At 63.2% G+C, this 26086-nt stretch carries 27 protein-coding genes; 20 read left to right on the plus strand and 7 right to left on the minus strand.

All coding sequences use genetic code 11. The annotated features are described in order from the left end of the window. The first annotated feature begins 98 nt into the window (after positions 1–98). The 13 genes from ACU5AZ_RS08515 to ybaK all read left to right on the plus strand — a co-directional run bounded on the left by ACU5AZ_RS08515 (position 99) and on the right by ybaK (position 12756). Positions 99–461, plus strand: a complete 363-nt coding sequence (locus tag ACU5AZ_RS08515; RefSeq protein WP_446825566.1) for a septal ring lytic transglycosylase RlpA family protein — start codon at positions 99–101, stop codon at positions 459–461. A 166-nt stretch (positions 462–627) separates the two neighbouring features. Beyond that, positions 628–1917, plus strand: a complete 1290-nt coding sequence (locus ACU5AZ_RS08520) for an RsmB/NOP family class I SAM-dependent RNA methyltransferase (RefSeq protein WP_446825567.1) — start codon at positions 628–630, stop codon at positions 1915–1917. 184 nt (positions 1918–2101) lie between these two features. Beyond that, entirely contained in the window at positions 2102–3478 is a 1377-nt protein-coding gene (locus tag ACU5AZ_RS08525) for an imelysin family protein (RefSeq protein WP_446825568.1), read from the plus strand. A gap of 52 nt (positions 3479–3530) precedes the next feature. Then, on the plus strand, positions 3531–5072 hold the full coding sequence (locus ACU5AZ_RS08530) for a di-heme oxidoreductase family protein (RefSeq protein ID WP_446825569.1): 1542 nt from the start codon (positions 3531–3533) through the stop codon (positions 5070–5072). Then, positions 5072–6181: an imelysin family protein gene (locus ACU5AZ_RS08535; protein ID WP_446825570.1), complete on the plus strand. Its 1110-nt coding sequence runs from the start codon at positions 5072–5074 to the stop codon at positions 6179–6181. Before ACU5AZ_RS08530 ends, ACU5AZ_RS08535 begins: the two co-directional genes overlap by 1 nt. A 4-nt stretch (positions 6182–6185) precedes the next feature. Then, positions 6186–7283 (plus strand): DUF1513 domain-containing protein, encoded by a 1098-nt coding sequence (locus ACU5AZ_RS08540; protein ID WP_446825571.1) that lies wholly within the window; start codon positions 6186–6188, stop codon positions 7281–7283. 29 nt (positions 7284–7312) lie between these two features. Beyond that, the gene (locus ACU5AZ_RS08545; protein ID WP_446825572.1) at positions 7313–7765 is read left to right on the plus strand and encodes a TspO/MBR family protein; all 453 of its coding nucleotides are present in this window, start codon (positions 7313–7315) and stop codon (positions 7763–7765) included. Between the two features lie 73 nt (positions 7766–7838). Continuing rightward, positions 7839–8279 carry a PaaI family thioesterase gene (locus ACU5AZ_RS08550; protein WP_446825573.1) on the plus strand — a complete coding sequence of 147 codons (441 nt, stop codon included), beginning with the start codon at positions 7839–7841 and terminating at the stop codon, positions 8277–8279. Further along, on the plus strand, positions 8276–8923 hold the full coding sequence (locus tag ACU5AZ_RS08555) for a 5'-methylthioadenosine/S-adenosylhomocysteine nucleosidase (protein ID WP_446825574.1): 648 nt from the start codon (positions 8276–8278) through the stop codon (positions 8921–8923). The genes ACU5AZ_RS08550 and ACU5AZ_RS08555 overlap by 4 nt, the downstream gene beginning before the upstream one ends. A gap of 114 nt (positions 8924–9037) precedes the next feature. Continuing rightward, complete coding sequence (guaA, locus tag ACU5AZ_RS08560) at positions 9038–10621, plus strand: glutamine-hydrolyzing GMP synthase (protein WP_446825575.1); 1584 nt, start codon at positions 9038–9040, stop codon at positions 10619–10621. Positions 10622–10792: 171 nt separating this feature from the next. Next, entirely contained in the window at positions 10793–11842 is a 1050-nt protein-coding gene (locus ACU5AZ_RS08565; protein WP_446825576.1) for an NAD-dependent epimerase/dehydratase family protein, read from the plus strand. 80 nt (positions 11843–11922) lie between these two features. Continuing rightward, positions 11923–12273: an ArsC family reductase gene (locus ACU5AZ_RS08570; RefSeq protein ID WP_446825577.1), complete on the plus strand. Its 351-nt coding sequence runs from the start codon at positions 11923–11925 to the stop codon at positions 12271–12273. Between the two features lie 9 nt (positions 12274–12282). Next, the gene (ybaK, locus tag ACU5AZ_RS08575) at positions 12283–12756 is read left to right on the plus strand and encodes a Cys-tRNA(Pro) deacylase (protein ID WP_446825578.1); all 474 of its coding nucleotides are present in this window, start codon (positions 12283–12285) and stop codon (positions 12754–12756) included. Positions 12757–12760: 4 nt separating this feature from the next. Here ybaK and ACU5AZ_RS08580 read toward each other — a convergent pair whose 3' ends face one another. Further along, positions 12761–12946, minus strand: coding sequence for a PLDc N-terminal domain-containing protein (locus ACU5AZ_RS08580; protein WP_446825579.1), 186 nt, complete (start codon positions 12944–12946; stop codon positions 12761–12763). Between the two features lie 157 nt (positions 12947–13103). On the opposite strand from ACU5AZ_RS08580, the gene ACU5AZ_RS08585 reads away from it, so the two are divergent. Then, a complete protein-coding gene (locus ACU5AZ_RS08585; RefSeq protein WP_446825580.1) occupies positions 13104–14357 on the plus strand; it encodes an aminopeptidase in 1254 nt (417 codons plus the stop codon). A gap of 166 nt (positions 14358–14523) precedes the next feature. On the opposite strand, the gene xseA is transcribed toward ACU5AZ_RS08585, so the two are convergent. Together xseA and ACU5AZ_RS08595 are read right to left on the minus strand one after the other, a co-directional pair. Then, positions 14524–15996, minus strand: coding sequence for an exodeoxyribonuclease VII large subunit (gene xseA / locus ACU5AZ_RS08590; RefSeq protein WP_446825581.1), 1473 nt, complete (start codon positions 15994–15996; stop codon positions 14524–14526). Between the two features lie 69 nt (positions 15997–16065). Continuing rightward, positions 16066–17892 (minus strand): hypothetical protein, encoded by a 1827-nt coding sequence (locus tag ACU5AZ_RS08595; RefSeq protein WP_446825582.1) that lies wholly within the window; start codon positions 17890–17892, stop codon positions 16066–16068. 153 nt (positions 17893–18045) lie between these two features. Here ACU5AZ_RS08595 and ACU5AZ_RS08600 point away from each other — a divergent pair, with 153 nt between their 5' ends. Genes ACU5AZ_RS08600 through ACU5AZ_RS08610 form a run of 3 tightly spaced genes read left to right on the plus strand, consistent with a single transcriptional unit; the run spans position 18046 to position 20144 of the window. After that, positions 18046–19077 carry a glycosyltransferase gene (locus ACU5AZ_RS08600; RefSeq protein ID WP_446825583.1) on the plus strand — a complete coding sequence of 344 codons (1032 nt, stop codon included), beginning with the start codon at positions 18046–18048 and terminating at the stop codon, positions 19075–19077. After that, positions 19077–19769 (plus strand): class I SAM-dependent methyltransferase, encoded by a 693-nt coding sequence (locus ACU5AZ_RS08605; RefSeq protein ID WP_446825584.1) that lies wholly within the window; start codon positions 19077–19079, stop codon positions 19767–19769. Before ACU5AZ_RS08600 ends, ACU5AZ_RS08605 begins: the two co-directional genes overlap by 1 nt. Positions 19770–19772: 3 nt before the next feature. Further along, positions 19773–20144, plus strand: coding sequence for a transporter (locus tag ACU5AZ_RS08610; RefSeq protein ID WP_446825585.1), 372 nt, complete (start codon positions 19773–19775; stop codon positions 20142–20144). A 12-nt stretch (positions 20145–20156) separates the two neighbouring features. On the opposite strand, the gene ACU5AZ_RS08615 is transcribed toward ACU5AZ_RS08610, so the two are convergent. Both ACU5AZ_RS08615 and ACU5AZ_RS08620 read right to left on the minus strand, forming a co-directional pair. After that, positions 20157–20711 carry a nucleotidyltransferase family protein gene (locus ACU5AZ_RS08615; protein ID WP_446825586.1) on the minus strand — a complete coding sequence of 185 codons (555 nt, stop codon included), beginning with the start codon at positions 20709–20711 and terminating at the stop codon, positions 20157–20159. Between the two features lie 100 nt (positions 20712–20811). Continuing rightward, positions 20812–21798 carry a Gfo/Idh/MocA family protein gene (locus ACU5AZ_RS08620; RefSeq protein ID WP_446825587.1) on the minus strand — a complete coding sequence of 329 codons (987 nt, stop codon included), beginning with the start codon at positions 21796–21798 and terminating at the stop codon, positions 20812–20814. Between the two features lie 130 nt (positions 21799–21928). Between ACU5AZ_RS08620 and ACU5AZ_RS08625 the strand changes: the two genes are divergently transcribed. The 3 genes from ACU5AZ_RS08625 (at position 21929) to ACU5AZ_RS08635 (ending at position 23999) form a co-directional block, all read left to right on the plus strand. Continuing rightward, positions 21929–22372, plus strand: a complete 444-nt coding sequence (locus ACU5AZ_RS08625; RefSeq protein ID WP_446825588.1) for an N-acetyltransferase family protein — start codon at positions 21929–21931, stop codon at positions 22370–22372. A 127-nt stretch (positions 22373–22499) separates the two neighbouring features. After that, positions 22500–22988, plus strand: coding sequence for a thermonuclease family protein (locus ACU5AZ_RS08630; RefSeq protein WP_446825589.1), 489 nt, complete (start codon positions 22500–22502; stop codon positions 22986–22988). A gap of 63 nt (positions 22989–23051) precedes the next feature. Beyond that, a complete protein-coding gene (locus ACU5AZ_RS08635) occupies positions 23052–23999 on the plus strand; it encodes an aldo/keto reductase (RefSeq protein ID WP_446825590.1) in 948 nt (315 codons plus the stop codon). Here ACU5AZ_RS08635 and ACU5AZ_RS08640 read toward each other — a convergent pair. Both ACU5AZ_RS08640 and ACU5AZ_RS08645 read right to left on the minus strand, forming a co-directional pair. Further along, positions 23996–24994 carry a transporter gene (locus tag ACU5AZ_RS08640; RefSeq protein ID WP_446825591.1) on the minus strand — a complete coding sequence of 333 codons (999 nt, stop codon included), beginning with the start codon at positions 24992–24994 and terminating at the stop codon, positions 23996–23998. The genes ACU5AZ_RS08635 and ACU5AZ_RS08640 overlap by 4 nt on opposite strands. A gap of 107 nt (positions 24995–25101) precedes the next feature. Then, positions 25102–25992, minus strand: coding sequence for a LysR family transcriptional regulator (locus tag ACU5AZ_RS08645; protein WP_446825592.1), 891 nt, complete (start codon positions 25990–25992; stop codon positions 25102–25104). Positions 25993–26086 lie beyond the last annotated feature (94 nt).

The following is a 26086-nucleotide window of genomic DNA, read 5'->3' on the forward strand; positions in this document are numbered from 1 at the left end:
TATAACAATTCAGAGCGGCGGCACATTTTGGCCATTTTCTGCCTTTTGAGGTAGCCGCGAACGTACGGAACACGCCCCGTGTGAAAGGATTACCTGTTTTGATGAAACTGTCCCGCTCTATTGCCGCAGGCGCGGCGATGGCCGCTCTGGCCGTTGCGCTCTCCCCGGCAACATCGGCTGCAAGTCAATGTGGAAAAGCATCCTGGTATGCTCTGCATTCGAAAACCGCCTCCGGCGAACGCATGAATCCCTCAGCCTTCACCGCCGCTCATCGCAAGCTGAAGTTCGGGACCAAGCTCAAGGTCACCAACGCCAAGAACGGCAAGAGCGTGATCGTCCGCGTCAACGATCGCGGCCCGTTCATTCGCGGACGGGTGATCGACCTTTCCAAGGGCGCCGCCGTGAATATCGGCATGGTCAGCTCCGGCGTTGCCAAGATCTGTTACGACATCATCGAATAATGCGCCTGCAGGCGGCGAAGACTTGCTCTCGCCGTCATTCATGGCTACGAGGCTCAACCTGACGTCCGGGATCGCTCCAATGAGGAACGATCCCGGACGTCAGGTTTTTTGTTTGCCTTTTCCGCAATGTTGAAAACACTTGTCGGAAGCATCTTGGAGACATGCCATGCGCCTGGGCGGTAGGCTTGCCGGAGCCATCGAAATCCTCGAGGACATCGAGACGCGCAGGCGTCCCGTCGCCGATGCGCTGAAGGATTGGGGGCTCGCCCACCGGTTCGCCGGTTCGGGCGACCGCTCCGCGATCGGCAACATCGTCTACGACGCGCTGCGGATGAAGCTTTCGCATGCATGGCTGATGGACGACGACAGCGCGACGGCGCTCGGCTACGGTGTTCTCATCCGGCAATGGGGCATGAGCCCGGAAAGCCTGGCGGCGGAATTCGACGGCGACCGCTTTGCGCCGCCGCCCTTCAGCGAGGCCATGGCATCAGCCCTTTCGAGCCGCAACCTCGGCGATGCGCCGGAGCATGTTCAGGGCGACATTCCCGAGTGGGTGCTGCCCGCCTTCCAGACAAGCTTTGGCGACGACTGGCTCGTCGAGGCACAGGCGCTCAACAGCCGTCCGTCGCTGGATCTTCGCGTCAACAGCCTGAAGGCCGACCGCGCCAAGGTCATGAAGGCTCTCGATCGCGCCGGCGCCGAGGCCTGTCGCATCGCGCGGCTGGGCCTGCGCATTCCGCCCGGCGAAGGCCAGTCGCGGCTGCCGAACGTCACTGCGGAACTTTCCTTCCAGAAGGGCTGGTTCGAGGTGCAGGACGAAGGATCGCAGATCGTCGCAGATCTCGCCGGCGCGCATGAGGGCGAACAGGTGCTCGACTATTGCGCCGGCGGTGGCGGCAAGACGCTGGCGATGGCCGCATCCATGGGCAACAAGGGCCAGGTGCATGCCTTCGACGCGGACCGCAAGCGGCTGGCGCCGATCATCGAGCGGCTGAAGCGGGCCGGCACGCGCAATGTGCAGGTTCACGACAACGAGAAGGCACTGGCGCAACTCGGCGACCGCTTTGACCGGGTCCTGGTCGATGCCCCGTGCACCGGCACGGGTACCTGGCGCCGTCGGCCCGACACCAAGTGGCGGCTGTCGGACAAGAACCTTGAGGAACGGACCGGCCAGCAGGCTGCCGTGCTCGAAGCCGCGGCGAAATTCGTCCGGCCGGGCGGCAAGCTCGTCTACATCACCTGCTCGATCCTGCCGGAGGAGAACGAGAAGCAGATTGCCCGCTTCCTCGACAGCCATCCGCAATTTGCAGCCGTCCCCGCCATGCCGCTCTGGTCAGGCCTGTTTGGCGACGATACCCCCAAGCCGCATTCCGCCGAAGGAAACAGCCTGACGCTGACGCCGGCCTCGACCGATACCGACGGCTTCTTCTTCGCCATGCTGGAGCGGCGCGGCTGAGACATGCGCCGCATCGCCGACGGGCGTGGTTTCCGCCCGCCCGCATGGCATCCGGCGAAGGCGCTTCGGGGGCCCGGAAATTTTCCGCTAATATAACTAGATTATTTGACACCAGTTTATTTTTGCGCGAAGAACAGGCTCCGCATCAGGGGACTATGGCTTGCAAGAGCTGAAAGGAGAGATCATGACACGGACAAGATCCATCGCCGCAACGCTGGCACTTATGACCGCCTCGGTGGCTTTCGTGCTGCCGGCAGTAGCTCAGGAGCAGAAGCCTGCCGCAGCTGCGACCACCGAAGACACCGCAGCGAAGGCCGCAGCCGAGACGGAAGCTCAGAAGGCGAAGGACGAGGCTCTTGCGAAGCAGGAAGCCGATGTCGTCAACCATTACATCGAACTGGCGCGCGCAAAGTACGGCGACTCTCTGGAAACCGCCAAGGCGCTTGATGCTGCCATCGACGCTTTCCTGACGCAGCCGAGCAAGGAGACCCAGGACGCCGCCAAGGCCGCCTGGATCGCCGCCCGCGTGCCCTACCAGCAGACGGAAGTCTACCGCTTCGGCCATGCCGCCATCGACGACTGGGAAGGCGACGTCAATGCCTGGCCGCTCGACGAAGGCCTGATCGACTATGTCGACGCCTCCTACGGCACCGAAAGCGACGAGAACCCGCTCTACACGGCCAACGTCATCGCCAACAAGACGATCAAGATCAACGGCGCCGATGTCGACGTTTCGGTGATCACCCCGGACCTCCTGAAGAACACGCTGAAGGAAGCCGGCGGCGTCGAGGCCAACGTCTCGACCGGCTACCACGCCATCGAATTCCTGCTGTGGGGCCAGGACCTGCACGGCACCGGACCCGGCGCCGGCGAGCGTTCCTACACCGACTACATCATCGGCGACGGCTGCACGCACGGCAATTGCGACCGCCGCGCCGCCTATCTGAAGGCCGCCTCGACGCTGCTCGTCAGCGACCTCGAGGAAGCGGTCGCCATGTGGGCACCGGACGGCGCTGCCGCCAGCCCTGATCTCGCCGATCCGAAGGTGGGCATCACAGCCCTTCTGACCGGCATGGGTTCGCTCTCCTACGGCGAGCTTGCCGGCGAGCGCATGAAGCTCGGCCTGCTGCTGCACGATCCGGAAGAAGAGCATGATTGCTTCTCCGACAATACCTACAACTCGCATCTCAACGACGCGATCGGCATCGCTTCGGCCTATACCGGCGAGTACACCCGCCCGGACGGCACGAAGATGACCGGCCCGTCGCTTTCGGCCCTGGTCGCCTCGATCGATCCGGCGCTGGACGAGGAAATGCGCACGAAGCTGAACACCACGCTCGACGCCATGCACAAGATGGCGGAGCGCGGCGAGAAGGTCGAGAAGTACGACCAGATGATCGGCGAGGGCAACACCGAGGGCAACGCTGTCGTACAGGCGGCCATCGACGGCCTGACGGATCAGACGAAGACCATCCAGCGCGTCATCGCGGCCCTCAACCTCGGCAATATCGAGCTTGAGGGTTCGGACAGCCTCGATTCTCCGAACGCCGTCTTCCAGTAATCAGCCAAGGACAGCCGGCTCCGCAACAGCGGGGCCGGCTTCGACTTTTGACATGATCTTCCGTCCGGGCCGTTTCATCGCTTTGTGCCTGTTTGCCGGCACTGCGGCCCCGTCTGTCCTTTTCGCCACATCGGCAGAGGAACTCCCCTTCCCTTCCAAACGGACCGATCTCAGCGCCGCCGACCTGGCGCGGGTCGCCGACGTCACCCGACCGGCAACCGATTTTTCCCGCGCGGAAGCCTTCGAGGCCATGCAGGGCGGTGCCCTGACGTCGCGCGAAGCCAAGGGTCGTACCGCCTTCTCGCAGCCCTCCGCCAATCTCGTCGGCGACCAGCCGCTGGACTTCCAGCTCGGCAACGCCCTGTTCCGCAAGTTCTGGGTGGCGTCGCCGTCCTCGACGCAGGCCTCCGATGGGCTTGGGCCTCTCTACAACGCCCGCTCCTGCCAGAGCTGTCACCTGAATGACGGACGCGGCCAGCCGCCGCGCGCCGATGGCGACGCGACCTCGATGTTCCTGCGGCTGGCGCGGCCGGCCGAAACGGAGGCGGAGAAAGCGGCGCTCGCCGATCATCTGGCGCTCAATTTTCCCGATCCCGTCTACGGCAGGCAATTGCAGGACGTCGCCGTGCCCGGCATCTCGGCGGAAGGCAAGGTCGCGGTGCACTACACGGAAGAGACCGTCACTCTTGCCGGCGGCGAAACCGTCAACCTGCGCAAGCCGCATTACGAGGCGACCGACCTTTCCTATGGACCGCTTTCGAAGGCGACCACCATTTCGGCGCGGATAACGCAGCCGATGCTCGGCCTCGGTTTGATCGAGGCGATCGCCGACGCCGATATCCTCGCCCATGCCGATCCCGACGATGCGGATGGCGACGGCATTTCGGGCAAGGCCTCGATCGTCCGCGACCATCTGAGCGGCAAGATCGCCATCGGCCGGTTCGGCTGGAAGGCCCAGAACGCGACGGTGCGCGACCAGGCGGCCGACGCGCTGTCCGGCGACATCGGCATTTCCTCGCCCGACCGGCCGGACCCATATGGCGACTGCACCGATGCCGAGACCGCCTGCCGGAACGCGGCCAATGGCGTGCAACTGCGGCTTGGCAAGACGGAGGCACCGCCGCCGGTGCTCGATCTCATCACCTTCTATTCGGAAAACCTGGCGGTGCCGGCGCGGCGCGATGCGGATGCGCCCGTGGTGCTGCGCGGCAAGCAGGCCTTCTACCAGGCCGGCTGCGCTGCATGTCACGTCCCGAAATTCGTGACCCGGCGCGATGCCGGCGGAACGGCGCAGTCCTTTCAGCTGATCTGGCCCTATTCCGATTTCCTGCTGCACGACATGGGTGACGGTCTCGCCGACGGCCAGCAAGTGGGCCTGGCAGGCGGAAGGGAGTGGCGCACGCAGCCGCTTTGGGGTATCGGACTGACAGAGACCGTCAGCGGACATACGTTCTTCCTGCATGACGGCCGCGCCCGCAATCTGACGGAGGCGATTCTCTGGCACGGGGGCGAGGCGCAGGCGGCCAGGGATGCGTTTGCCGCTCTGGCGCCCGACGAGAGAAAATCGCTACTGACATTCCTGGAGTCGCTTTGATGCAAAGAGCCCTTATCGCCACCGCCCTGACATTCCTGATCGCCGGCGGCTCGATTGCCAATGCGCAAGAAGCCGACGCCCCGCCGCCGTCCATCAACGAGCAGGCGATCCCGACCGTGCTGGAGAAGGCCGTCGACGGCTTCATCCGCCCGGGCTACCACAAGCTGCACGAGAGCGCCGCCAAGATGGTGACGGCGATGGACGCGCTCTGCGCCAGCCCCGACAGCGGCACCTATCAGAGCGCCCTTTCCGCCTATGCCGGCACGGTGGACGCCTGGTCGCGCATCGAGATCGTGCGCGTGGGACCGGCGCTCGACAATCACCGCTTCGAACGCATCCTGTTCTTCCCGGACCGCAAGAGCATCGGCCTGAAGCAGGTGCAGGAGGCGATCGCCACCAAGGACGCCACCGCGACGGACCCGAAGACGCTGGCGGACAAAAGCGTCGCCATGCAGGGGCTCGGCGCGCTGGAGTTCGTGCTGTACGGCACGGGTTCCGACGAACTGCTGAAGGCGCCGGGCAGCTATCGCTGCCGGTTCGGCGATGCGATCGCCAAGAACATCGAGGAGATTTCCGGCGAACTGACCGCGGCCTGGGACGATCCACAGGGCGTCGCGGCCTCCTGGAAGCAGCCGGGCCCGAACAATCCGGTTTTCCGTGACGGCAACGAGGCGATCACCGCACTTCTCGGCATTCTCGTCCATGCGGGCGAGACCGTGCGCGACGAACGCATCGAGTATTTCTACGGCGGCGCCAACAAGCAGGATTTCCCGCATCGCGCCATTTACTGGCGGTCACAGCTCACCTGGGCCTCGATCGAGGCGAATGTCGAGGCGATCGACGAGCTCTTCAAGTCGTCCGGCATGGTCGATCTGCTCGATCCGAGCATGCGCTCGATTGCAGGCTCCATCGATTTCGTCACCAATTCCGTGCTGAAGGCCGCAAAGGCGATGGATCCGGATATCGACCGGCTGCTCGGCGACGAAAAGAAGCGCAGCAAGATCGAGTTCGTGGTCATCAACATGAAGGACCTCGTCTTCCGCCTCAACAATGATTTCGGTGGCGCGATCGGCCTTGGTGCCGGCTTCTCCTTCTCGGACGGAGACTGATGCCTTGGCCGGACGGTTGCTGATCGACCGCAGGGACTTCGTGAAAGCGGCGGGGCTCGCCTTCCTCGGCGGGCTGGCGCCCAGGGCCGCGTTTGCGCTGTCGGACGCCGACGCCGTCTACGCGTCGGGTTTCAGGGCGGCGGACGGCTCCTTCGGCATCGCGACGATCTCTGAGCGCGGCGAGATCATCGACCGCTCGAAACTACCGGATCGCGGGCACGGCCTCGCCTACAGCCCCTCCGCAAACCGCATCGCCGTCTTCGCCCGCCGGCCGGGCACCTATGTCATGGTGATCGACCGGGCGATGCGGCAGAAGCCTGCCGTCATCACCTCCGTCGCCGACCGGCATTTCTACGGCCATGGCGCCTTCTCGCCGGACGGGCGGTTTCTCTACGCCTCGGAAAACGACTTCGCCAATGCGCGCGGCATGATCGGCGTCTATGACGGAAATGACGGCTATCGCCGCATTGCCGAGTACCAGACCTACGGTGTCGGCCCGCACGATCTGACGGTCACGCCTGACGGACGCACGCTGATCGTCGCCAATGGCGGCATCGAGACGCATCCGGATTTCGGCCGCACGAAGCTCAACCTCGACCACATGCAGCCGTCGATCACGCTCGTGGACGCCTCCGACGGACGCCTGATCGAAAAGCACGGACTGCCGAAGCAGCTCTCCCAGCTTTCCACCCGGCACCTGGCGATCGCCGGCGACGGTCGCATCTGGTTTGCCTGCCAGTACGAGGGGCCGCGCAACGACCTGCCGCCGCTCGCCGGATTTCTCAACAAGGGCGAGCCGCTGACCTTCGTCGACCTGCCCGACGAGACGACCGTGGCGCTTGCCAATTATGTCGGCGCAATCGCCGTCAATGATCGTGACGGACTGGTCGGCCTGACGTCTCCCAAGGGCGGAAGGCTGGTCAGCATCGACCAGAGGACCGGTCAGGTCGTGGCCGAGACGGATATCCCGGACGCCGCCGGTGTCGCCGGCGGAACCCATGGCTTTGCGGTCTCAAGCTATTCCGGGCAATTGGCCGAGACGGCAAGCCGGGTCAACTGGGATCAGCATCTGGTGCGGGTCAAGGCCGCAGGGGCTGGCTAAAGCGCGACAAGTCCCCTATCTCTACACACATGAAAACCATCTGGATCTACGCTTTCTTCATCGCGATGACGGTCGCCGGCGGTCTGGTGATCGGCATCAGCAATCCTCCGGGCGAATGGTACGCGGCGCTTGAGAAGCCGTTCTTCAATCCGCCCGCCTATGTGTTCGGCCCCGTCTGGACCATTCTCTATGTCCTGATCGGCGTGGTCGGTGCCCGCGCCTATCTGCAGCGCGGCGCGGGCGACACGCTGAACCTGTGGTTCGTGCAGCTCGGCTTCAACTTTCTCTGGTCGCCCGCCTTCTTCCGGCTGCAGAGCCCGGCCATTGCGCTTGGCGTCATCATTCTGCTGCTTGTCAGCATTCTGGCGCTGATGATGGCAACACGAACGCGCGACCGCCTTTCGGTGTGGCTGCTCGCCCCCTACGCACTCTGGGTGGCCTTCGCGACGCTCTTGAATGCGACGATCGTCTTTTTGAACTGACGATCCAACTCCGCCTTGCCCAACGTCGGCCCGCATGCCAATTTCGCAACTGCGAAGAGAGTGGGGAGAGGCAATGGCGAACAGCAATTTCGAAGAGCGGATCCGGCAGAGTTTTTCACGCCAGGCGGCGATGACGCTGATCGGCGCGGAGTTGACGCGCGTCAGCCAGGGCACCGTGGAAATCGAGCTGCCCTTCGACATGAAGCTCACGCAGCAGCACGGCATCCTGCATGCAGGCGTCATCTCCGCCGCGCTCGACACCGCCTGCACCTATGCCGCCTATACGCTGATCGAACCGGATACCTCCATCCTGACGATCGAGTTCAAGGTCAACCTGATGGCCCCGGGGCGCGGCGAGCGCTTCCTGTTTCGCGGCGAGATCACCAAGCCGGGCACGAACATCATCGTCGCGGACGGACGGGCCTATGAGATCAGCGACGGTCCGGCACGACTGATCGCCTCGATGACCGGAACGATGATGGCATTTCGCGGCCGCGAAGGGTTTGCAGGATGACATTCGAACTGCATGTATCATCCGGAAAGTCCGTGCTCTTCGTCATGGCAGTCGCCGCCGAATACGGTCCTCACCTGCAGGCCCGCTTCAAGCCGCTGATGACCGGTGTCGGCCCGGTGGAGGCCGCTGTGCAGCTGACCCGGACGCTGGCGAAGCTGGAAGCCGAAAGCCGGCTGCCGGACCTTATCGTCTCGCTCGGTTCCGCCGGATCGGCCGTGCTCGAACAGACGGAGGTCTACCAGGCCTCGTCCGTCAGCTACCGCGACATGGATGCCTCGCCGCTCGGCTTCGAGAAGGGTCTGACGCCGTTTCTCGACCTGCCCCATACCGTTCCGCTGACGCCCGCCATTCCCGGCCTGAAAGCAGCCAGCCTCTCCACCGGCGCCAACATCGTTTCCGGCGCCGCCTATGACCTGATCCCGGCCGAGATGGTCGACATGGAGACCTTCGCGGTCTTGCGCGCCGCCATGGCCTTCGATCTGCCGCTTGTGGCCTTTAGAGGCATTTCAGACGGCAAGAAGGAACTCAGCCACGTCAACGACTGGACGGAATATCTCCATGTCGTGGACGAGAAGCTGGCCGATGCGGTGGATCGGCTGCTCGGCGCGATCAGCAGCGGGCTGCTGACAAGGGCACACGCGTGACAGACCCGACCGACAATCCAAGAACGCCCTAAAGCGGGACAATTGAGGCAATAAACCCGGAAATCCGGCATTTCCCCGATTGAAAAAAGCCAGCGATTTCTCTAAAGGCTCGCCATGACCCAGACAGCGCACCCCCATCCCGAAACCATCCTGATCATCGACTTCGGCAGCCAGGTTACCCAGCTGATCGCCAGACGCGTCCGCGAGACCGGCGTCTATTGCGAGATCTGGCCTTACCAGAGCGCCGACGAGGGCTTTGCCAAGCTCAAGCCCAAGGGTGTGATCTTCTCCGGCGGCCCGGATTCGGTGACCCGCGAGGGCAGCCCCCGCGCACCGCAGGCGGTGTTCGACAGTGGCGTGCCGATCCTCGCCATCTGCTACGGCCAGCAGACGCTGGCGACCCAGCTCGGCGGCAAGGTCGAAGGTGGCCATGCGGCGGAGTTCGGACGGGCGGATGTGAAAATCCTGAAGTCCTCGCCGCTGTTCGACGGCTTCTGGGAAGTCGGCGGCAGCTACCCGGTGTGGATGAGCCACGGCGACCGCGTCACGCAGGCACCGGAAGGCTTCGAGATCATCGGCACCTCACCGAACGCGCCGTTCGCGATCTGCGTCAACGAAGACAAGCGCTACTACACCACCATGTTCCATCCGGAAGTGGTGCACACGCCGGACGGCGGCAAGCTGCTCGCCAATTTCGTGCACAAGATCGTCGGCCTGCATTCGGACTGGACGATGGCGGCCTACCGCCAGGAAATGATCCAGAAGATCCGCGACCAGGTCGGCTCCGAGCGCGTGCTCTGCGCCCTGTCGGGCGGCGTCGATAGCTCCGTTGCCGCCGTGCTGATCCACGAGGCGATCGGCGACCAGCTGACCTGCGTCTATGTCGACCACGGCCTGATGCGGCTTGGCGAAACCGAGCAGGTCGTCTCGATGTTCCGCGACCATTTCAACATCCCGCTCGTGCATGTCGACGCCTCCGACCTCTTCATCGGCCAGCTGGAAGGCGAAGTCGATCCGGAGAAGAAGCGCAAGATCATCGGCCGCCTGTTCATCGAGGTGTTCGAGGAGCAGGCCAAGAAGATCGCCGAGGACGGCAAGGGTTCGCCGAGCTTCCTCGCCCAGGGCACGCTCTATCCGGACGTTATCGAAAGCGTGTCGTTCTCGGGCGGCCCGTCGGTGACGATCAAAAGCCACCACAATGTCGGCGGTCTGCCGGAACGCATGAACATGAAGCTGGTCGAGCCGCTGCGCGAACTCTTCAAGGACGAAGTGCGGGCGCTCGGCCGTGAGCTCGGCATTCCGGAAAGCTTCATCGGCCGCCATCCCTTCCCCGGCCCGGGCCTCGGCATCCGCCTGCCGGGCGGCGTCACCCGCGAGAAGCTCGACATCCTGCGCAAGGCGGATGCGATCTATATCGACGAAATCAAGAAGGCCGGCCTTTACGACGAAATCTGGCAGGCCTTCTCGGTGCTGCTGCCGGTACAGACCGTCGGCGTGATGGGCGACGGCCGCACCTATGACCGGGTTCTGGCGCTGCGCGCCGTGACCTCCGTCGACGGCATGACGGCAGACTTCTTCCCCTTCGACATGAACTTCCTCGGCCGCGTCTCGACCCGCATCATCAACGAGGTCAAGGGCATCAACCGCGTCGTCTACGACGTCACGTCGAAGCCGCCCGGCACGATCGAGTGGGAGTGATCTTCCCGACAGAACGAAGATTGAGGAGGGCGGGTCATCCCGCCCTTTTTCATGTCCTGCGACGCCGCTGCCGGATGTCGAGCTTTAGGCTCGGACAAGGTTGAAGCGACAGTCTGCCGCGCAGGGAAACCGGCATGCCATGACGCGTGCCCGTGTGAGGACATCGTCTCCATGAACATTCTTGTCGTCGGCAACCAGGGTTATGTCGGGCCGGTGCTGATCAGGCATCTGCGCGAGCGCTTTCCGGAATCGGCGATCTGCGGTTACGACACCGGCTATTTCGCGCATTGCCTGACGGGCGCCACATCAAGCCCGGAAGTGCTGCTCGACGCGCAGTATTACGGCGACGTGCGCAGCTTCCCGACACATTTCTACGAGGATTTCGATGCGATCGTGCTGCTGGCGGCGATCTCCAACGATCCCATGGGCAATCAGTTCGAGGATGTGACGCGCGACATCAACTATCTCTCCTGCTGCGAGATCGCCCGCGGCGCGGTCGAGGCCGGTGTCGAGCGCATCGTGTTCGCGTCGAGCTGCAGCATGTATGGCGCAGCGAGCGGCGTGGCGAAGACCGAGACGGACGAGCTCAACCCGCTGACGGCCTATGCCCGATCGAAGGTCGACACCGAGACCTTTCTCCAGCAGCTGGACCAGGACGTGGCGACGATCACATCGCTGCGCTTTGCCACGGCTTGCGGCATGTCCGACCGGCTGCGGCTCGATCTGGTGCTCAACGATTTTGTCGCCTCGGCTCTCGTGACCGGCAAGGTCACCGTGCTCTCCGACGGCTCGCCCTGGCGGCCGCTGATCAGTGTGAAGGACATGGCGCGGGCAATCGAATGGGCGCTTGTCCGCGATCCGGAAGAAGGCGGACGCTATCTCGCCGTCAATGCCGGGTCCAATCGCTGGAACTACCAGGTGAAGGACCTTGCCGAAGCCGTGGTCGCCGCCATTCCTGGCTCGGTGCTCGACATCAATTCCGATGCGCCGCCGGACAAGCGGTCCTACAAGGTGGATTTCTCGCTCTACGAACGCCTCGCCCCGGATCACCAGCCGCTCGCCACGCTGGAGGGCACGATTGCCGAACTGGTCGACGGGGTCAGACGCATCCCCTGGCTGAGCGCCGATTTCCGCACGTCCAACTTCATGCGTCTCAACGTGATCAAGGGACATCTGGAGCGCGGGACGCTCGACAGCAGCCTGCTGTGGAGCGGCCGGTAGACGGTTTTGCCGTAGAGTGACCTTTTCCAGCGCGTTCGCTGCGGCTAAACAGGAGCCGCAACAAGAAGCGAGGGCATGGCATGGCGGTCACCATCTACGGCATCAAGAACTGCGACACGATGAAGAAGGCCTTCACCTGGCTCGGCGAGCACGATGAAGCCTATGACTTCCACGACTACAAGAAGCAGGGCGTGACGGAGGAGAAGCTCCGGGAATGGTGCGCCAAGGCGGGTTGGGACAAGGTGATCAACCGGGCCGGCACGACCTTCAAGAAGCTATCCGACGAGGACAAGCAGGATCTCGACGAAGCAAAGGCGATCGCGCTGATGGTCAACCAGCCTTCGATGATCAAGAGGCCGGTGATCGAGAAGGACGGCCGGATCGAGATCGGTTTCAAGCCGGACGCCTACTCGGCGTTTTTCGCGTCCTGAGGCAAAGACATGTCGAAGACGACGCGCGCGACGCAATTTCTGGAGAAGGCCAAGGTTGCCTTCACCGTCCACACCTATGACTACGATCCGAATGTGGCGCGGATCGGCGAAGCGGCCGCCGAAGCGATGGGCGAACATCCCTCGAAAGTATTGAAGACGTTGATGGCGGAAGCCGATGGCAAGCCGGTCTGCGTGGTCGTTCCGTCAGACAGCGAAGTGAGTATGAAAAAGCTGGCGGCGGCCTTCGGGGCGAAGTCTGCAGCGATGATGAAGCCCGCGGATGCCGAACGCCTGACGGGATATCATGTCGGCGGGATCAGCCCGTTCGGACAGAAAAAGCGCGTGCCGACCGCAATCGAGGAGACCACTTTACAGCACGCGCTTGTCTATATGAACGGTGGGCAGCGCGGATTGCAGGTGCGCCTGTCGCCCAAGGATGCGCAGGCGGCCCTCGGTGCGAAGGCCGCCGCATTGATCGCCTGATCCGTCAGATGCGGGCGCGACGGCCGCCCGGACCGGCGAGCAGCCAGACGATGAAACCGAGCAGCGGGAAGATCACGATTCCGAGAATCCAGAGCAGCTTTTCGACGCCGGAAGCGCCGCTGCCGAGTACCTTGATGACTGCGTAGATGTCGGCGATGAGGACCAGCAGCCCGATAATACCATATTCCATGATCGTTCCTTTCGAATGAGCGTCACATTGCAAACGCGCGGCGGACGGAAAAGTTTCGGAGACGCGGCGTCAAACTGGTCTCGACGTCTTCATTTGGATGCAGAAGCACCCTAAATTCCGAACCATTCGTTCAAAGACCACCAGGAAGGCCCTTCCCATGTCCGCAATGCCCGACGCCCGCACCGCCATCGATCCCGCAAAACTCGACAAGCTGGCCGAGGTGGCCGTCAAGGTCGGCCTGCGGCTGCAGCGCGGGCAGGATCTCGTGGTCACGGCGCCAATCAACGCACTGCCGCTCGCGCGGCTGATCACCAAGCATGCCTACAAGGCCGGCGCCGGGCTGGTGTCGACCTTCTTCGCCGACGAGGAGATGACGCTCGCCCGCTATGCGCACGCGCCGGACGAGAGCTTCGACAAGGCCGCCGACTGGCTCTACGAGGGCATGGCCAAGGCCTATGCCGGCAACACGGCGCGGCTCGCCATTTCCGGCGACAATCCGATGATGCTGTCTGAACAGGACCCGGCCAAGGTGGCGCGCGCCAACCGGGCGATGTCGATCGCCTACAAGCCGGCGCTGGAGCATATTTCGAACTTCGACATCAACTGGAACATCGTTTCCTACCCGAACCCGTCCTGGGCAAGGCAGATGTTCCCCGAGCTCTCGGAGGAAGAGGCTGTCAAAAAGCTCGCCGACGCCATCTTCGCCGCTTCGCGGGTCGATGTCGCCGATCCGATCGCGGCCTGGACCACGCACAATGGCGAACTTGCCAAGCGCTCCGCCTGGCTGAACGTCCATCGCTTCTCGGCACTGCACTACACCGGTCCCGGCACCGACCTGACGCTGGGTCTCGCCGACGGCCATGAATGGTTCGGCGGCGAATCGACCGCCAAGAACGGCATCACCTGCAATCCGAACATCCCGACGGAGGAAGTATTCACGACGCCGCATGCGATGCGCGTCGAAGGCACAGTCTCCTCCACCAAGCCGCTGTCACACCAGGGAACACTGATCGACAACATCCAGGTGCGGTTTGAAAAGGGCCGCATCGTCGAGGCGAAGGCTTCGAAGGGAGAAGCGGTGCTGCAGAAGGTGCTCGACACTGATGAGGGCGCCCGCCGGCTTGGCGAAGTGGCCCTCGTGCCGCATTCATCGCCGATCTCGCAGAGCGGCCTCCTGTTCTACAACACTCTGTTCGACGAGAATGCCGCGAGCCATATCGCGCTTGGCCAGTGCTACTCGAAGTGCTTCATCGATGGCGCCAAGCTCTCGAAGGAGCAGATCGCCGCGCAGGGCGGCAATTCCTCTCTGATCCACATCGACTGGATGATCGGCTCCGACAAGGTGGATGTCGACGGCATCAAGCCGGACGGCTCCAAGGTGCCCGTGATGCGCGGCGGCGAATGGGCCTGACGGACAAGGGATTTTCGCTGATCGACGAAGCCGTCGGCGCGCATGTGAAGAACCAGCCCCGGCTCATCGGCTTCTTATGCGGGAGGATCGTTCGGCCCTTGACGATATCCTGCGGCGGTATCTGGCAAGCTACGAGGGCTGATCGGCAGGACGGCCTGATGATCCCCTAGAACAGGCTGCCCTGTTTCGGCGGATCGGTCTTGGCCGGCTTTGCTGCAGCTTTCCTTGGCGCGGCCTTGGGCTTCGATGGCGGAGCCTCCGGACCGCCGCCCTCGCCAGCCACGGCCTGCACGCGGCCATCGGCGAACTCGACCTGGAACGCCTGCCCCTCGGCGAGCATGGCCGCCCGCGGCAAAGGCCGATCCTCGGCATCGCGGATGACGGCGTAGCCCCGCGCCAGCACGTTCTTGTAGGACAGGGAATTCAGTATGCGGCCATGGGCGGCGAGCGCATCCTTGCGCCGTGCAATACGGACGTCGATCGCGCCATCGGCACGGGCGGAAAGCGCCTGCACCCGGTCGCGCGACCGTTCCATCTGCCCGAGCAGCCGGACCGGCAGCGTGGCGAGGCCTGAGGCGGCCCGCTCATAGGTCCGGCGCTTGTTGATCGTACTCATCTCCAGACCGCGGCCCAGGCGCGCGGCGGCCTCGTCGAAGCGCCGGCGCGGGAGCGCCAGCAACTGGTCCAGCGACGGCAGAGCGCGCACCAGCGCCCGCAGCGCCTGGCCGCGATTGTCCATCTGGCGGGAGACGGCACCTTGCAGCCGGGCCGTCAGGCTGGCGACTTCCGCCTCGAGATCCGCCTTGACCGGAACGGCAATTTCGGCGGCACCGGTCGGGGTCGGGGCGCGGATGTCAGCGGCATGATCGATCAGCGTCCAGTCGGTCTCATGGCCGACGGCGGATATCAGCGGGATGGTGCTTTCGGCTGCGGCACGTACGACGATCTCGTCGTTGAAGCTCCAGAGGTCTTCAAGGCTGCCGCCGCCACGGGCGACGATCAGCACATCCGGCCGCGCGATCGGCCCGCCGGGCTTCAACGCGTTGAAGCCGCGAATGCCGTTGGCCACTTCCTCGCCGGATCCCTCGCCCTGGACCTTGACCGGCCAGACGACGACGTGAACCGGAAAGCGGTCCGAGATGCGGTGCAGGATATCGCGGATGACCGCGCCTGTCGGCGAGGTGACGACGCCGATCACCCGCGGAAGGTAGGGAAGCGGCTTCTTGCGCTCCTGGTCGAACAGTCCTTCGGCGGCGAGCTTGCGGCGGCGCTCATCCAGAAGCGCCATCAGCGCGCCGGCACCGGCCGGTTCCAGGGTCTCGATAATGATCTGGTATTTCGACGAACCGGGGAAGGTGGAGACCTTGCCGGTGGCAATCACCTCCATGCCTTCCTCGGGCTTGAAGCGAAGCCGTGTGAAATTACCGCGCCAGATAACCGCGTCGATGCGGGCCTTGTCGTCCTTCAGGGTGAAATAGGCATGACCGGAGGAGTGCGGCCCGCGATAGCCGGAAATCTCGCCGCGCACACGCACCTGATCGAAGGCCGTCTCGATCGTGCGCTTGATCGAGCCCGACAGTTCGGAAACGGAATATTCGGCCAGGTTGGAGGGCGAATCGGTATCGAAGATATTGCTCATGGCGCCATCATGCCGAAGGCATGCGGTCGTGAACAGACCCGACAGGGAAGCGACTAGCAGCCGAAAGCGCTAAGAGCCCGGCGCCACTTCAAATATGCGGATACCCGATTTCGGATCCACCGGAAGCGCCTTGAGATAGCCCGGCACCTCGCCCTTCTGCAACTCGGCATAGAGCCCGCCGGGCTCAAGCGTCATCAGCTGCTCTGTCTGCGGGTCGGTGTCGCAGAAGGCGATGTACCTGACATCGGCGTCCCGCAGCAGGGCCTCGGCCTTATTCGGCTGCGCCATGCCAATGTGCAGTTCGGCCAACATACCGCCGACATTGCGGTGATAAGGGGCGGAGAGAACGCGGTGATCGGTAAAGCGCAGGATCGGCGCGCCGACATTCGACGCACTCGCCACAGTGCCGGCGGGAAGCATCGCCAGTTGCTGCATATCGTCACCCGTGCGGCAGGTGAGGCCGGCACCATCCTTGCCCTCGGCCTTGGCGTCGACGCCCCGAACCTTGTTGTAGACCGGTTCGATGAGACCCCAGGTCGATACGGCGGAGAGCAGGACCGTCGCGACGAAGACCATGCCAAGGCCGAGATTCTGCGGCTCCCGCCTGGATTTCGCATGCAGTTCGCCGGCGAGCACCGCCAACGGCAGCAGGGCGAGGAAATTGGCAAAGAACATGGAACGCAGCTGAATACAGCCGATGACCAGGTTGACCGATATGAGAGCCAGCATCACCAGGTGCATCGCGACCCGATCGCGAAGATAGAGACGCGCAAGGCAGACCGCGACGGCAAAGACCGGAACGGCAAAATAGAGCCCGATGCTCTCTGGCTTGAAACGTGACTGGGAGACGATGGACTGCGCCTCGGTCACGGAGTTCAGCCAGAGCTTGACGAGCATTGGATCGAGGTCGGCAAGCGGATTGTGCAGGCATTGCGGCGCGATCAACAAGGCTGACGCCGCGACGGCCGCCCCGATGCCGGCGAGGGCAGCGAGACGGACGGCAAAGCGCGCTTCGCTGGCTAGACGGGCGGCGAGAAACAGGGAGGCGCCACCGATCGACGCTAGGGCAAAAAAGCCGAGCGAGAGATTGTCGCAGGTCACAACGGAATAGCGCGCCGGCGGGACAGTCAGGAAAAATGCGGCGGTGACCGTGACCAACAGGGAAAGCCCGAAAGCCTCGGCAGCTCTCGCCATGTCACGCTGGCCGTCCCAAAGCCATTGCAGCGCAACCATGGCGCAGACGGCGGCGATGAACGGCGTCGTTTCCACGCCGATGGCGATCGCGATTCCGGCGCAGACGCCAGCCACGGCATAGCTCATCGCCCGTTTGCCGGGATCAAGAAGCATGGCAGCGATGAGCCCGACCAGGACCAGTTGAGCATTGTGATGATCAATGGCACCCGGCCGGAAGCGGCCAAACAGCGCAGTTTGGAAAATGTTGAGGATAAGGGCCGCATGCAGGGCGCGCATGCCGCCGGCACGCAGAGCCGCAAGCCCCAGAACGAACTGCAGGGCGACTGCCAGCAACAGCGGCCAGGCGGCGACGCCGGCGATCTCCGCGTTCTGCGGAGACAGGAAAAGCGAGAAGAAGGAAATGAGCGCGGCAATCGGCAGATCGATGAAGCGCGACCAGTGCATGAGCGTGCCGCCGTCGAGGCCGAGCCTGTACTGCATCATATCGAACCAGCCCTGGCCGTTCAAAAGGTCGCGCACCTCTACCAGGCGCAGGGCATCGTCGTTGTCAGGGCCGAGATAATCGGTCGCCCTGAACCAGGTCATGATCACAAGCAGTGCGACAAGTGCGACGGCATAAAGAAGACAGACCGGTCCGTAGCTGTTGCGGAAGACGGTTTTCGACCGTGAGGCAGATCCGTGATGTTCGGCAGTTTCAGACATCCCGACCAAATCCGTCATCTTTCCGGACCTTCCGCTTGTTCTTGAGACGTCCGAAACCTAGCCTTAACCTTCTCAAGAAATAGTAAAACGGATGATCATACCTGCGGATGCGCTTCACGCGCGTTGAGCGCCAACCCCGATCGAGCGGACATCATGAGTCAACCCGACAGCATCGCTTACAGCATCGCAGTCCTCTTGCCTTGCTACAATGAGGGAACGACGATCGCCGACGTTGTCAGCGGCTTCAAGACCTCCCTGCCGGGCGCGAACATTTATGTCTATGACAACAACTCCACAGACGACACGGCGTTGAGAGCGAAGCATGCCGGCGCAACCGTTGTGCGTGAACGACGTCAGGGTAAGGGCCATGTCGTCCGTCGCATGTTTTCGGATATCGATGCCGACATCTACATCATGGCCGACGGCGACGGGACATACGCACCGGAAGATGCCGAGGAGCTGGTTCGCACCCTCATCACCGAGCGCGCCGACATGGTCGTCGGCACGCGCCGCGGCGTGCATGACGATGCCGGGCGGCAGGGCCATGCCTTCGGCAATCGTGTCTTCAATATCCTTTACAGGACAATCTTCGGCACGGATTTCACCGACATCTTTTCCGGCTACCGCGCCTTCTCGCGACGTTTCGCCAAGAGCTTCCCGGCGGTCTCGGACGGCTTCGAGATCGAGACCGAGATGTCGGTTCATGCCTCGCGTCTGAAGATGCCGGTCTGCGAACTGGAGCTCGATTATGGACGCCGGCCCGAGGGCTCGCATTCGAAGCTCTCGACCTTCAAGGACGGCGGCAAGATCCTCTGGATGTTCGCCATGCTGATGAAGGAAACCCGCCCATTCGTGTTCTTCGGCATCATCAGCGCCTTCTTCATGGCGGCGAGCCTCAGCTTCATGACGCCGGTGCTCCTGGAATATTTCGAGACCGGCCTCGTTGACCGCCTGCCGACCTGGGTGCTGGCCATGGCCCTGATCATGATCTCCTTCATGGTGTTCACCGCCGGGCTGATCCTCGATTCCGTGGCGCGGTCGCGTGTCGACCATCTGCGGATCCACTATCTCAGCCTTGGTCCGGAAAGGAGCGTCGCCAGCAAGAATTTCTTCGCCGGAAGTGGCACGGAGGACGCCATGCCACAGAGCGATTTCACCATGGGCCTCGTCAAAAAGAGCATCTGATGAACAGAGAAAATACCAACAGGCTGCGGTTCGTTCTCGAAGAGATCCTGCCGCCGTTCATCCGGGACTCGAACCTGTTCAGGTGGAGCGCCAAGGCCGCATGGGGCAATCATATTGACCATCTCGCGGACTTCAGAGCCCGCGCGCCTTTCCTGACCGCCGAGGAATATGCCGACCTCTATCGGAAACACCCACGGGTGCACGAGGGCACGGACAATTCGGAAGCCTGCATCAAGCGCATCGTTGCCTCGATCGAGGGCGACAGTGTCTGCGATGTCGGTTGCGGCACAGGTGCCCTCCTCAGCCGCATACGCCAGTTAGGCAAGTTCCAACGTCTTGCCGGTGTCGACTTCGTCATCGACGATGCATCCAGGATCAACGGCATCGAATATGTCGCAGCGAAGATCGAAAGCCTGCCGTTTGCCGACAAGGAGTTCGACACCGTGATCTGCACCCACGTCATCGAACATATTCTCGAATATCGGGAGGCGATCGCCGAACTGCGTCGGATCACGCGGAAACGCCTGATCATCGTGGTGCCGCGGGAACGGGAGTATCGCTACACCTTCAACCCGCACTTCAACTTCTTCCCGTATACGCACTCGTTCCTGCGCGCCATGCATCCGGTTCCCGATCGCCATGTCTGCATCGATATCGGACGCGACATCTTCTACTCTGAAGATCGGGACTGAGGGATGCCGAGTTTTCCCATTATGATCTGGGCGGGCCTCATCGGCACACCTTTGCTGATTGCGATCGGCCAGGTGCTTTTCAAGCTGGTGAGTTCCACGACAGCCGGAATGAATGTCGCCGGGCTCGCCGCACTGATGCTGAACCCGACATTCATCGCTGCCCTGGCCCTCTATGGAGCCGGCACGGTCGTCTGGATCTTCGTGCTGAAGCAGGTGCCGCTGACGCTCGCCTATTCCTTCATGGGGCTGACATTCTGCTTCGTGCCTCTATTGGCGCACCTGCTCCTCGGCGAAGCCTTGCCGCTTCGCTATTTCATCGGTGTCGCGCTGATTTTCGGCGGCCTGATCGCCATCAACGGCGGGGCTGCGGTGTAACCAGCAAAAGGTTCACCACGGTTCGACAGTCAGTTCCGGCCAGAGCGACAGGGCCCTCTCCGCCTTGCGTTCATGGGTCTCGCGGTTCTCGTAGTAACGGTTGGGCCGGATGCGGAAGGAGAACAGATCGTCGAGACCGAAAGGCGCCATGATTTGCAGATCGCCGGTTTCGTCCAGGCGGGCGCCGACGCAATAGGCGACCGACGAGAAGCGGGACACGGCATCGTGGCAGTCCGCGATCGGTTCGATGTCAAACCCGAAATGCCGGCCGAACCACAGATGGACCCGCGCCTGGTTGCGGACCTCCGCAGGTACCGCCATGCCGGGGAACACCTCTGCCGCGCGCCGGATGACACGATCCTCCGCCTCGTAGGTGAGATCGTGATCGTCGAAATAGAAGATATCGACATCCTTGATACCGCGAAGCGATGGACGGTCTGTCAGGCGGTTCCACGCCATATTGTAGAGCGCACCGGCGACGATCCAGCTGTCGGTGAGGCCCATGCCGTCCAGCCGGCGCAAGGCGTCAACGAGCCAATCCTCCGACAGGATGATGTCTTTCAGCACGTCAGTCTGTTCTTCCGGAGAGGCCCCGGCGAAACGAAGATGGTTCATGCCGTCGAGAACAGCATGATTCCCATCGCCGAGGCAAAGCCGGCACTGGCGCTCAGACGGCTTCCCAGCCGTCCTTGTCGCTGGCGCGGTAGATGGCGTCGATGAAGAGCTGGCTCTTCTTCGAACTTTCCAGCGAGACCACTTCGGCGTCCTCGCCGGCCGCCGCGCGGGCGAAGGCTTCCGCCTCCAACCGGTACTGGCGGGCGTCCTGATAGCGGAACAGGCGCGACTCGCCATGGCTCTGGTTGGTCACCTCGATCTCTTCGGCGCCGTAACGGTCGGCGTTGAAGGGCGACTTGACCTCGATGAAACCTTCCGTGCCGTGGAAGACCATGACCTGGCGGGCGGCAAGCTGGGTGGAAATGTAGAAGCTCAGTTCGAACGAGCCGAAATCGGCCCGGACGGAAGAGTAGATGTCGGTGCCGAATTCAGGATCGCGCTCAGTCGTCGCCTGCACGCGCAGCGGCTCCATGCCGGTCGAGAAGCGCGTGGTGATCGTCGGGTAGACGCCGATATCCGGCAGACCGCCGCCACCGAGCGCCGGGATGTTGCGCATGTTGCCGGGATCGCGGTTGAAATAGGTGAAGGCGCCCTGGACATGGCGCAGCTTGCCGATCGCGCCTTCTGACAGCAGCGAGCGGACTTTCCGCCAAACCGGCGAATAGGTGACCATATAGGCTTCCGAGATCAGCACCTTGTTGCGGTCGCGCGCGGCGATGACGTCGTCGATCTCGGCGGCCTTCAATGCGATCGGCTTTTCGCACAGAACGTGCTTGCCCGCGTCGGCCGCCTTAATCGACCATTCGATGTGCTGCGAAGTCGGCAGCGGAATATAGACGGCGTCGATGACGTCGGACGCGAGCATTTCCTCATACGATCCGAAAGCATGCGGGACGGAGAAGCGGTCGGCCATCGCGCGGGCCTTCGACAGATCGCGGCTGGCAATGGCCGTCACCACGCAGTTTTCGGCGTCCTGAATGGCCGGAACGACCAGCTCACGACCGATCTTGGCCGTCGAGAGAATTCCGAAACGCAGCATGCCGTCCTCCTATGTCCCTGATTTGCGGCCAACTTAGTTTCGGCCTCCCGCAAAGGCAATGGCGCTGACCGTGAATTGACATGCTTGGCCTCCGCGCCTACCGATTGCGAACAAACGGAGTATGACACGAATGAGCATGACGATCCGGGACGTGGACGCTGCGGACAAAGAGGCATGGCGCGCGCTGTGGGATGCCTATCTGGCTTTCTACAGGACTGATCTCAGCGAAGAGGTGACCGCCTCCACATGGTCGCGCATTCTCGATCCCGGCTCGCGGGTATCGATCAGGGTGGCCGATGTGGACGGCAGGCTGGTCGGCTTCGCCATCCATCACTTTCACGATTCGACCTGGAGCATTGCGCCCGACTGCTATCTGGAAGACCTCTTCGTCGAGGAAAGCGTTCGCGGCCAGGGCGTAGGCCGGGCGCTGATCGAGGATCTGATCGCGCTCTGCCGGGATCGCGGTTGGTCGCGGCTCTATTGGCACACCGAGACAGATAATACCGCGGCCCGGCGGCTCTATGACACATTCGCAGATACCGATGATTATGTGCGCTATCGCATCAAGGTGTGACTTCGTCTAATCGATGGTAACCGTCGCGTAAGGTCTCGCCGCCTAGCCTGCCCGCATGGGTAAGCTGATTCCACTGCGACTTCGATCACATCACCGAGCGCGACCATCTTCGAGATGGTCCGGCCGTTTGGCGAAGCTTGTGTCGACGCTCATCGGCGTCGGCATCGGCGCGGTCAGTTCGCTGGTCTTCCTGCATCCGGATACGGCATCGGCCATCGCCAGCCGGTTCCTGCCCGAGGCCGGACAGAGCGCGCCCGTGCCGGCCAAGAGGCCCTATCGCCTCTGCGGGCATGGAAAGCATACGGACTGCGTCGTCGATGGCGACACATTCTATTTCGGCGGCGAGAAGATCCGCATCGCCGATATCGACGCGCCGGAAACCCATCCGTCGCGCTGCCAGCGGGAACAGGAGCTCGGCGATCGCGCCACCGAGCGGCTGTCGCAACTGCTGGCCGCCAACGATTTCGAACTCCGCCCCCTCGGAAGCCGCGACCGTGACCGATACGGCCGCAAGCTGCGCGTGGTGATGATCGACGGGAAATCGGCGGGGGAAGTATTGGTCGAGGAAGGGCTCGCGCGCAAATGGACCGGCAAGCGCCGGCCCTGGTGCGGTTGATCGGCGGCCGCCGCGCCCTACACTCTTCTCCACCCACACCCTCTTCGAGACAGGATCCCACCCATGCAGTATCGCGACCTCGGCCGGACCGGCATCCGGATTTCACCTATCGTCTTCGGCGGCAACGTGTTCGGCTGGACGGCAGACGAGCAGACCTCGTTCTCCCTGCTGGACGCCTGGCTCGATGCCGGATTCAACGCCATCGACACCGCAGACGTCTATTCCGCATGGGTCGAAGGACATGGCGGCGGCGAGTCCGAGGAAATCATCGGACGGTGGATGAAGGCGCACAAGGTGGCGCGGGAGAAGTCCGTCATCATCACCAAGGTCGGCCATCCCATGTGGGGCGACCAGAAGCGGCTCAAGGAAAAATGGATCCTGCAGGCGGCGGAGGTTTCGCTCAAACGCCTGCAGACCGACTACATCGACGTCTATCTCGCGCATTTTCCGGACCCGGATACGCCTTACGAGGAAACGCTTGGCGCCATGGCGAAGCTGAAGGAACAGGGCAAGATCCGCTCGATCGGCGCCTCCAACCTCGACGCCTCTCAGCTCTCGCAGTCGCTTGCTGCCGCGAGTAAGGCCGGCCTGCCGCGCTACGACGTGCTGCAGCCGGAGTACAATCTGCACAATCGCGGCCTGTTCGAGGGACCGCTTGCGGACCTTTGCGTGAAGGAAGAGATCGGCGTCATCAGCTTCTATGCGCTGGCGGCGGGCTTTCTCACCGGCAAATACCGCTCGAAGGCGGATACGGAAGGCAAGAGCCGTGGCGGCAGCGCCGCCCGCTATCTCGACGAGCGCGGCTTCGCCATCCTCGGCGCGCTCGACCGGGTGGCCGAGGAGACCGAAGCCAAGCCGGCGGAAATCGCGATCGCTTGGCTTTTGCGTAAGCGTGGCCTTACTGCGCCGATTGCCAGCGCCACCAGCAAGGCGCAGCTCGACAGTCTGGTGAAGGCGGCCTCCCTGCAGCTGACGGACGAGCAGATGCGCGCGCTGGACGAAGCCGGCTAGAGAATTCCGGCCCGGCGCAGCAGCCACCAGGCGGCGACGGTGGAGGCGATGATCAGGCCGAAGGCCCACATCGTGCCGCTCGACCCGTCGTGGGAAAACGGCAGGCCCGGCGTATTCATGCCGAAGAAGCCGGTGACGAGCGTCGGCGGCAAAAGGAAAGCCGTCATCACCGACAGGATGTAGAGGTGGCGGTTGGTCTCGGCGGAGAGGCGGGAATCCGCCTCTTCGTGCAAAAGACGAGCGCGGTCCTGCAAGGCGGAGACCTCATGGTCGGCAGCCTCGAGCCGGCTGATCAGGCGGGCGGCAGCTTCGTCAAAGCCTTCCGGCATTTCCTCCTCGTCCCAGGCCGCGGCATGGCGCATGGCGGTCAGCATCGTGCGCAGATAGCGATGGAGACGGACGATCGAGCGGCGCAGCGGCTGCAGCGGCACCTGCCCTTCCCGCGGCTTGTGGCCGTAGACGGCATCCTCGATCTCGTTCAACTCCTCGGTGAACTCCAGCACCAGCTGGAACATGGTGCGCTGGACCTCGGCGACGAGCTGCTCGAAGACGTCGATCGGAAGGGCGAATTTGGACGGGCTTTTCTCGATGGCCGCGCGCACTCGGTCGAGGCTGCGCAGCGGGTGAACGCGCGTTGTGACGATCAGCCGACCGCAGATGGCAAAGTGCAGCCGGCCGAGATCGCGGGTGTGCCGATCGAACTCGCGTTGGTAGTCGATCAGCGTTCCGTAGAGCGAGCCTTCGTCGACGTTGACCGCCGGATGGCTGTCGCGTGCGGTCAGCGCGACCAGCGCCGGTTCGGTCAGATCCGAGAGAGTGGCGAGGTAATCGGCGACACGTACATCGGCGAGGTTGAGATGCAACCAGACGAAGCCCTCCGACGCTGCCAGTGCCGCCGGCAGTGTTTCCTCCTTCAGCATGGCCGGCTTCTCCGCGCCGGGAAGCATGCCGCAGGCCCAGATCAGACCGGGAATTTCGGTTTCGACGATCTGCATCAAACACTCACGAAGCTGGCATTTCGGTTCGCCCTAGACATTCCGCAACCGGGCCGAATGTGCAAGGCCCGTCGGGCAGAAAAGACCTGCCGCAATCAGCCGCAGCATCAGCCGGAGTGGCGGAAGAAGTCGATGAAGGCGCGCAGCGCGGGCCGCATCTGCCGGCGGGTGGGATAATAGATGTGGAAGCCGTCGAAGGGCGGACTCCAATCCTCCAGCACCGCGATCAGCCGGCCTTCTGCGAGATCCTCCTCGATGCGGCGGTCGAACACATAGGCGAGACCGGCGCCGTCGAGCGCGGCGGAACGCATCAGGCGCTGGTCGGACAGGATGACCGGACCGCGCACGTCCACTTCGATCGCCTTGCCGTCCTTTTCGAATTCCCATCGGTAGATGCGGCCGCTGGAGAACCGCCTGCGGATGCAGCGATGGTGGATCAGGTCGCCGGGGTGCAGCGGCTTCGGATGTTTCGCGAAATAGTCAGGTGACCCCACCACAATGCCGCGCCATGGACCGCTTGCCTTGACGGCGATCATGTCGGCCTCGAGATGCTCGCCGAGCCGAAGACCGGCGTCGAAACCGTTCTCGACGATATCCTCGAACCGGTCATTGGTGCGGATGTCCAGCTCGATATCCGGATAGCGAGCGACGAATTCGCCGAGCTTCGGCACGACCAGATCCTCCGCCGCGAGAAGCGGCATGGTAATGCGCAGCGGCCCCGCGGGCCGATCACCGCTGTCGGCGATGGCGGAAAGGCCGGCGTCGATTTCCGCAAAGGCCGGCGCAACCGTCGCCAGCAGGCGCTCCCCTTCCTCCGTCGGCCGGACGCTGCGGGTGGTGCGGGCAAGCAGCCGGACGCCTAGGCTTTCCTCGAGACTGCCGATGGCATGGCTGACGGCGGACGGCGCGATCTCGAGTTCGCGGGCGGCGGCGCGAAAGCTGCCGGCCTTGGCGACGGCGGCGAAGACGGCGAGCTGGGAGAGATAGGTGCGGTTCATTGGTCTATTATTTAGAACAACTTATTGCCAATTGCACGGATTATCAGTCCTGCGCCATCGGCCTATAGTTCGCCCCATCCCAAGAACGCCCGAG

Source organism: Rhizobium sp. PAMB 3182 (genome assembly GCF_052908355.1).

Excerpts from the sequence above, each read along its gene's own strand:
- ACU5AZ_RS08520 (WP_446825567.1), top strand. The coding sequence starts at position 628 with ATGCGCCTGGGCGGTAGGCTTGCCGGAGCCATCGAAATCCTCGAGGAC.
- ACU5AZ_RS08525 (WP_446825568.1), top strand. The coding sequence starts at position 2,102 with ATGACACGGACAAGATCCATCGCCGCAACGCTGGCACTTATGACCGCC.
- ACU5AZ_RS08530 (WP_446825569.1), top strand. The coding sequence starts at position 3,531 with ATGATCTTCCGTCCGGGCCGTTTCATCGCTTTGTGCCTGTTTGCCGGC.
- ACU5AZ_RS08535 (WP_446825570.1), top strand. The coding sequence starts at position 5,072 with ATGCAAAGAGCCCTTATCGCCACCGCCCTGACATTCCTGATCGCCGGC.
- ACU5AZ_RS08545 (WP_446825572.1), top strand. The coding sequence starts at position 7,313 with ATGAAAACCATCTGGATCTACGCTTTCTTCATCGCGATGACGGTCGCC.
- ACU5AZ_RS08550 (WP_446825573.1), top strand. The coding sequence starts at position 7,839 with ATGGCGAACAGCAATTTCGAAGAGCGGATCCGGCAGAGTTTTTCACGC.
- ACU5AZ_RS08555 (WP_446825574.1), top strand. The coding sequence starts at position 8,276 with ATGACATTCGAACTGCATGTATCATCCGGAAAGTCCGTGCTCTTCGTC.
- guaA (WP_446825575.1), top strand. The coding sequence starts at position 9,038 with ATGACCCAGACAGCGCACCCCCATCCCGAAACCATCCTGATCATCGAC.
- ACU5AZ_RS08565 (WP_446825576.1), top strand. The coding sequence starts at position 10,793 with ATGAACATTCTTGTCGTCGGCAACCAGGGTTATGTCGGGCCGGTGCTG.
- ACU5AZ_RS08570 (WP_446825577.1), top strand. The coding sequence starts at position 11,923 with ATGGCGGTCACCATCTACGGCATCAAGAACTGCGACACGATGAAGAAG.
- ybaK (WP_446825578.1), top strand. The coding sequence starts at position 12,283 with ATGTCGAAGACGACGCGCGCGACGCAATTTCTGGAGAAGGCCAAGGTT.
- ACU5AZ_RS08580 (WP_446825579.1), bottom strand. The coding sequence starts at position 12,946 with ATGGAATATGGTATTATCGGGCTGCTGGTCCTCATCGCCGACATCTAC.
- ACU5AZ_RS08585 (WP_446825580.1), top strand. The coding sequence starts at position 13,104 with ATGTCCGCAATGCCCGACGCCCGCACCGCCATCGATCCCGCAAAACTC.
- xseA (WP_446825581.1), bottom strand. The coding sequence starts at position 15,996 with ATGAGCAATATCTTCGATACCGATTCGCCCTCCAACCTGGCCGAATAT.
- ACU5AZ_RS08595 (WP_446825582.1), bottom strand. The coding sequence starts at position 17,892 with ATGTCTGAAACTGCCGAACATCACGGATCTGCCTCACGGTCGAAAACC.
- ACU5AZ_RS08600 (WP_446825583.1), top strand. The coding sequence starts at position 18,046 with ATGAGTCAACCCGACAGCATCGCTTACAGCATCGCAGTCCTCTTGCCT.
- ACU5AZ_RS08605 (WP_446825584.1), top strand. The coding sequence starts at position 19,077 with ATGAACAGAGAAAATACCAACAGGCTGCGGTTCGTTCTCGAAGAGATC.
- ACU5AZ_RS08610 (WP_446825585.1), top strand. The coding sequence starts at position 19,773 with ATGCCGAGTTTTCCCATTATGATCTGGGCGGGCCTCATCGGCACACCT.
- ACU5AZ_RS08620 (WP_446825587.1), bottom strand. The coding sequence starts at position 21,798 with ATGCTGCGTTTCGGAATTCTCTCGACGGCCAAGATCGGTCGTGAGCTG.
- ACU5AZ_RS08625 (WP_446825588.1), top strand. The coding sequence starts at position 21,929 with ATGAGCATGACGATCCGGGACGTGGACGCTGCGGACAAAGAGGCATGG.
- ACU5AZ_RS08635 (WP_446825590.1), top strand. The coding sequence starts at position 23,052 with ATGCAGTATCGCGACCTCGGCCGGACCGGCATCCGGATTTCACCTATC.
- ACU5AZ_RS08640 (WP_446825591.1), bottom strand. The coding sequence starts at position 24,994 with ATGCAGATCGTCGAAACCGAAATTCCCGGTCTGATCTGGGCCTGCGGC.
- ACU5AZ_RS08645 (WP_446825592.1), bottom strand. The coding sequence starts at position 25,992 with ATGAACCGCACCTATCTCTCCCAGCTCGCCGTCTTCGCCGCCGTCGCC.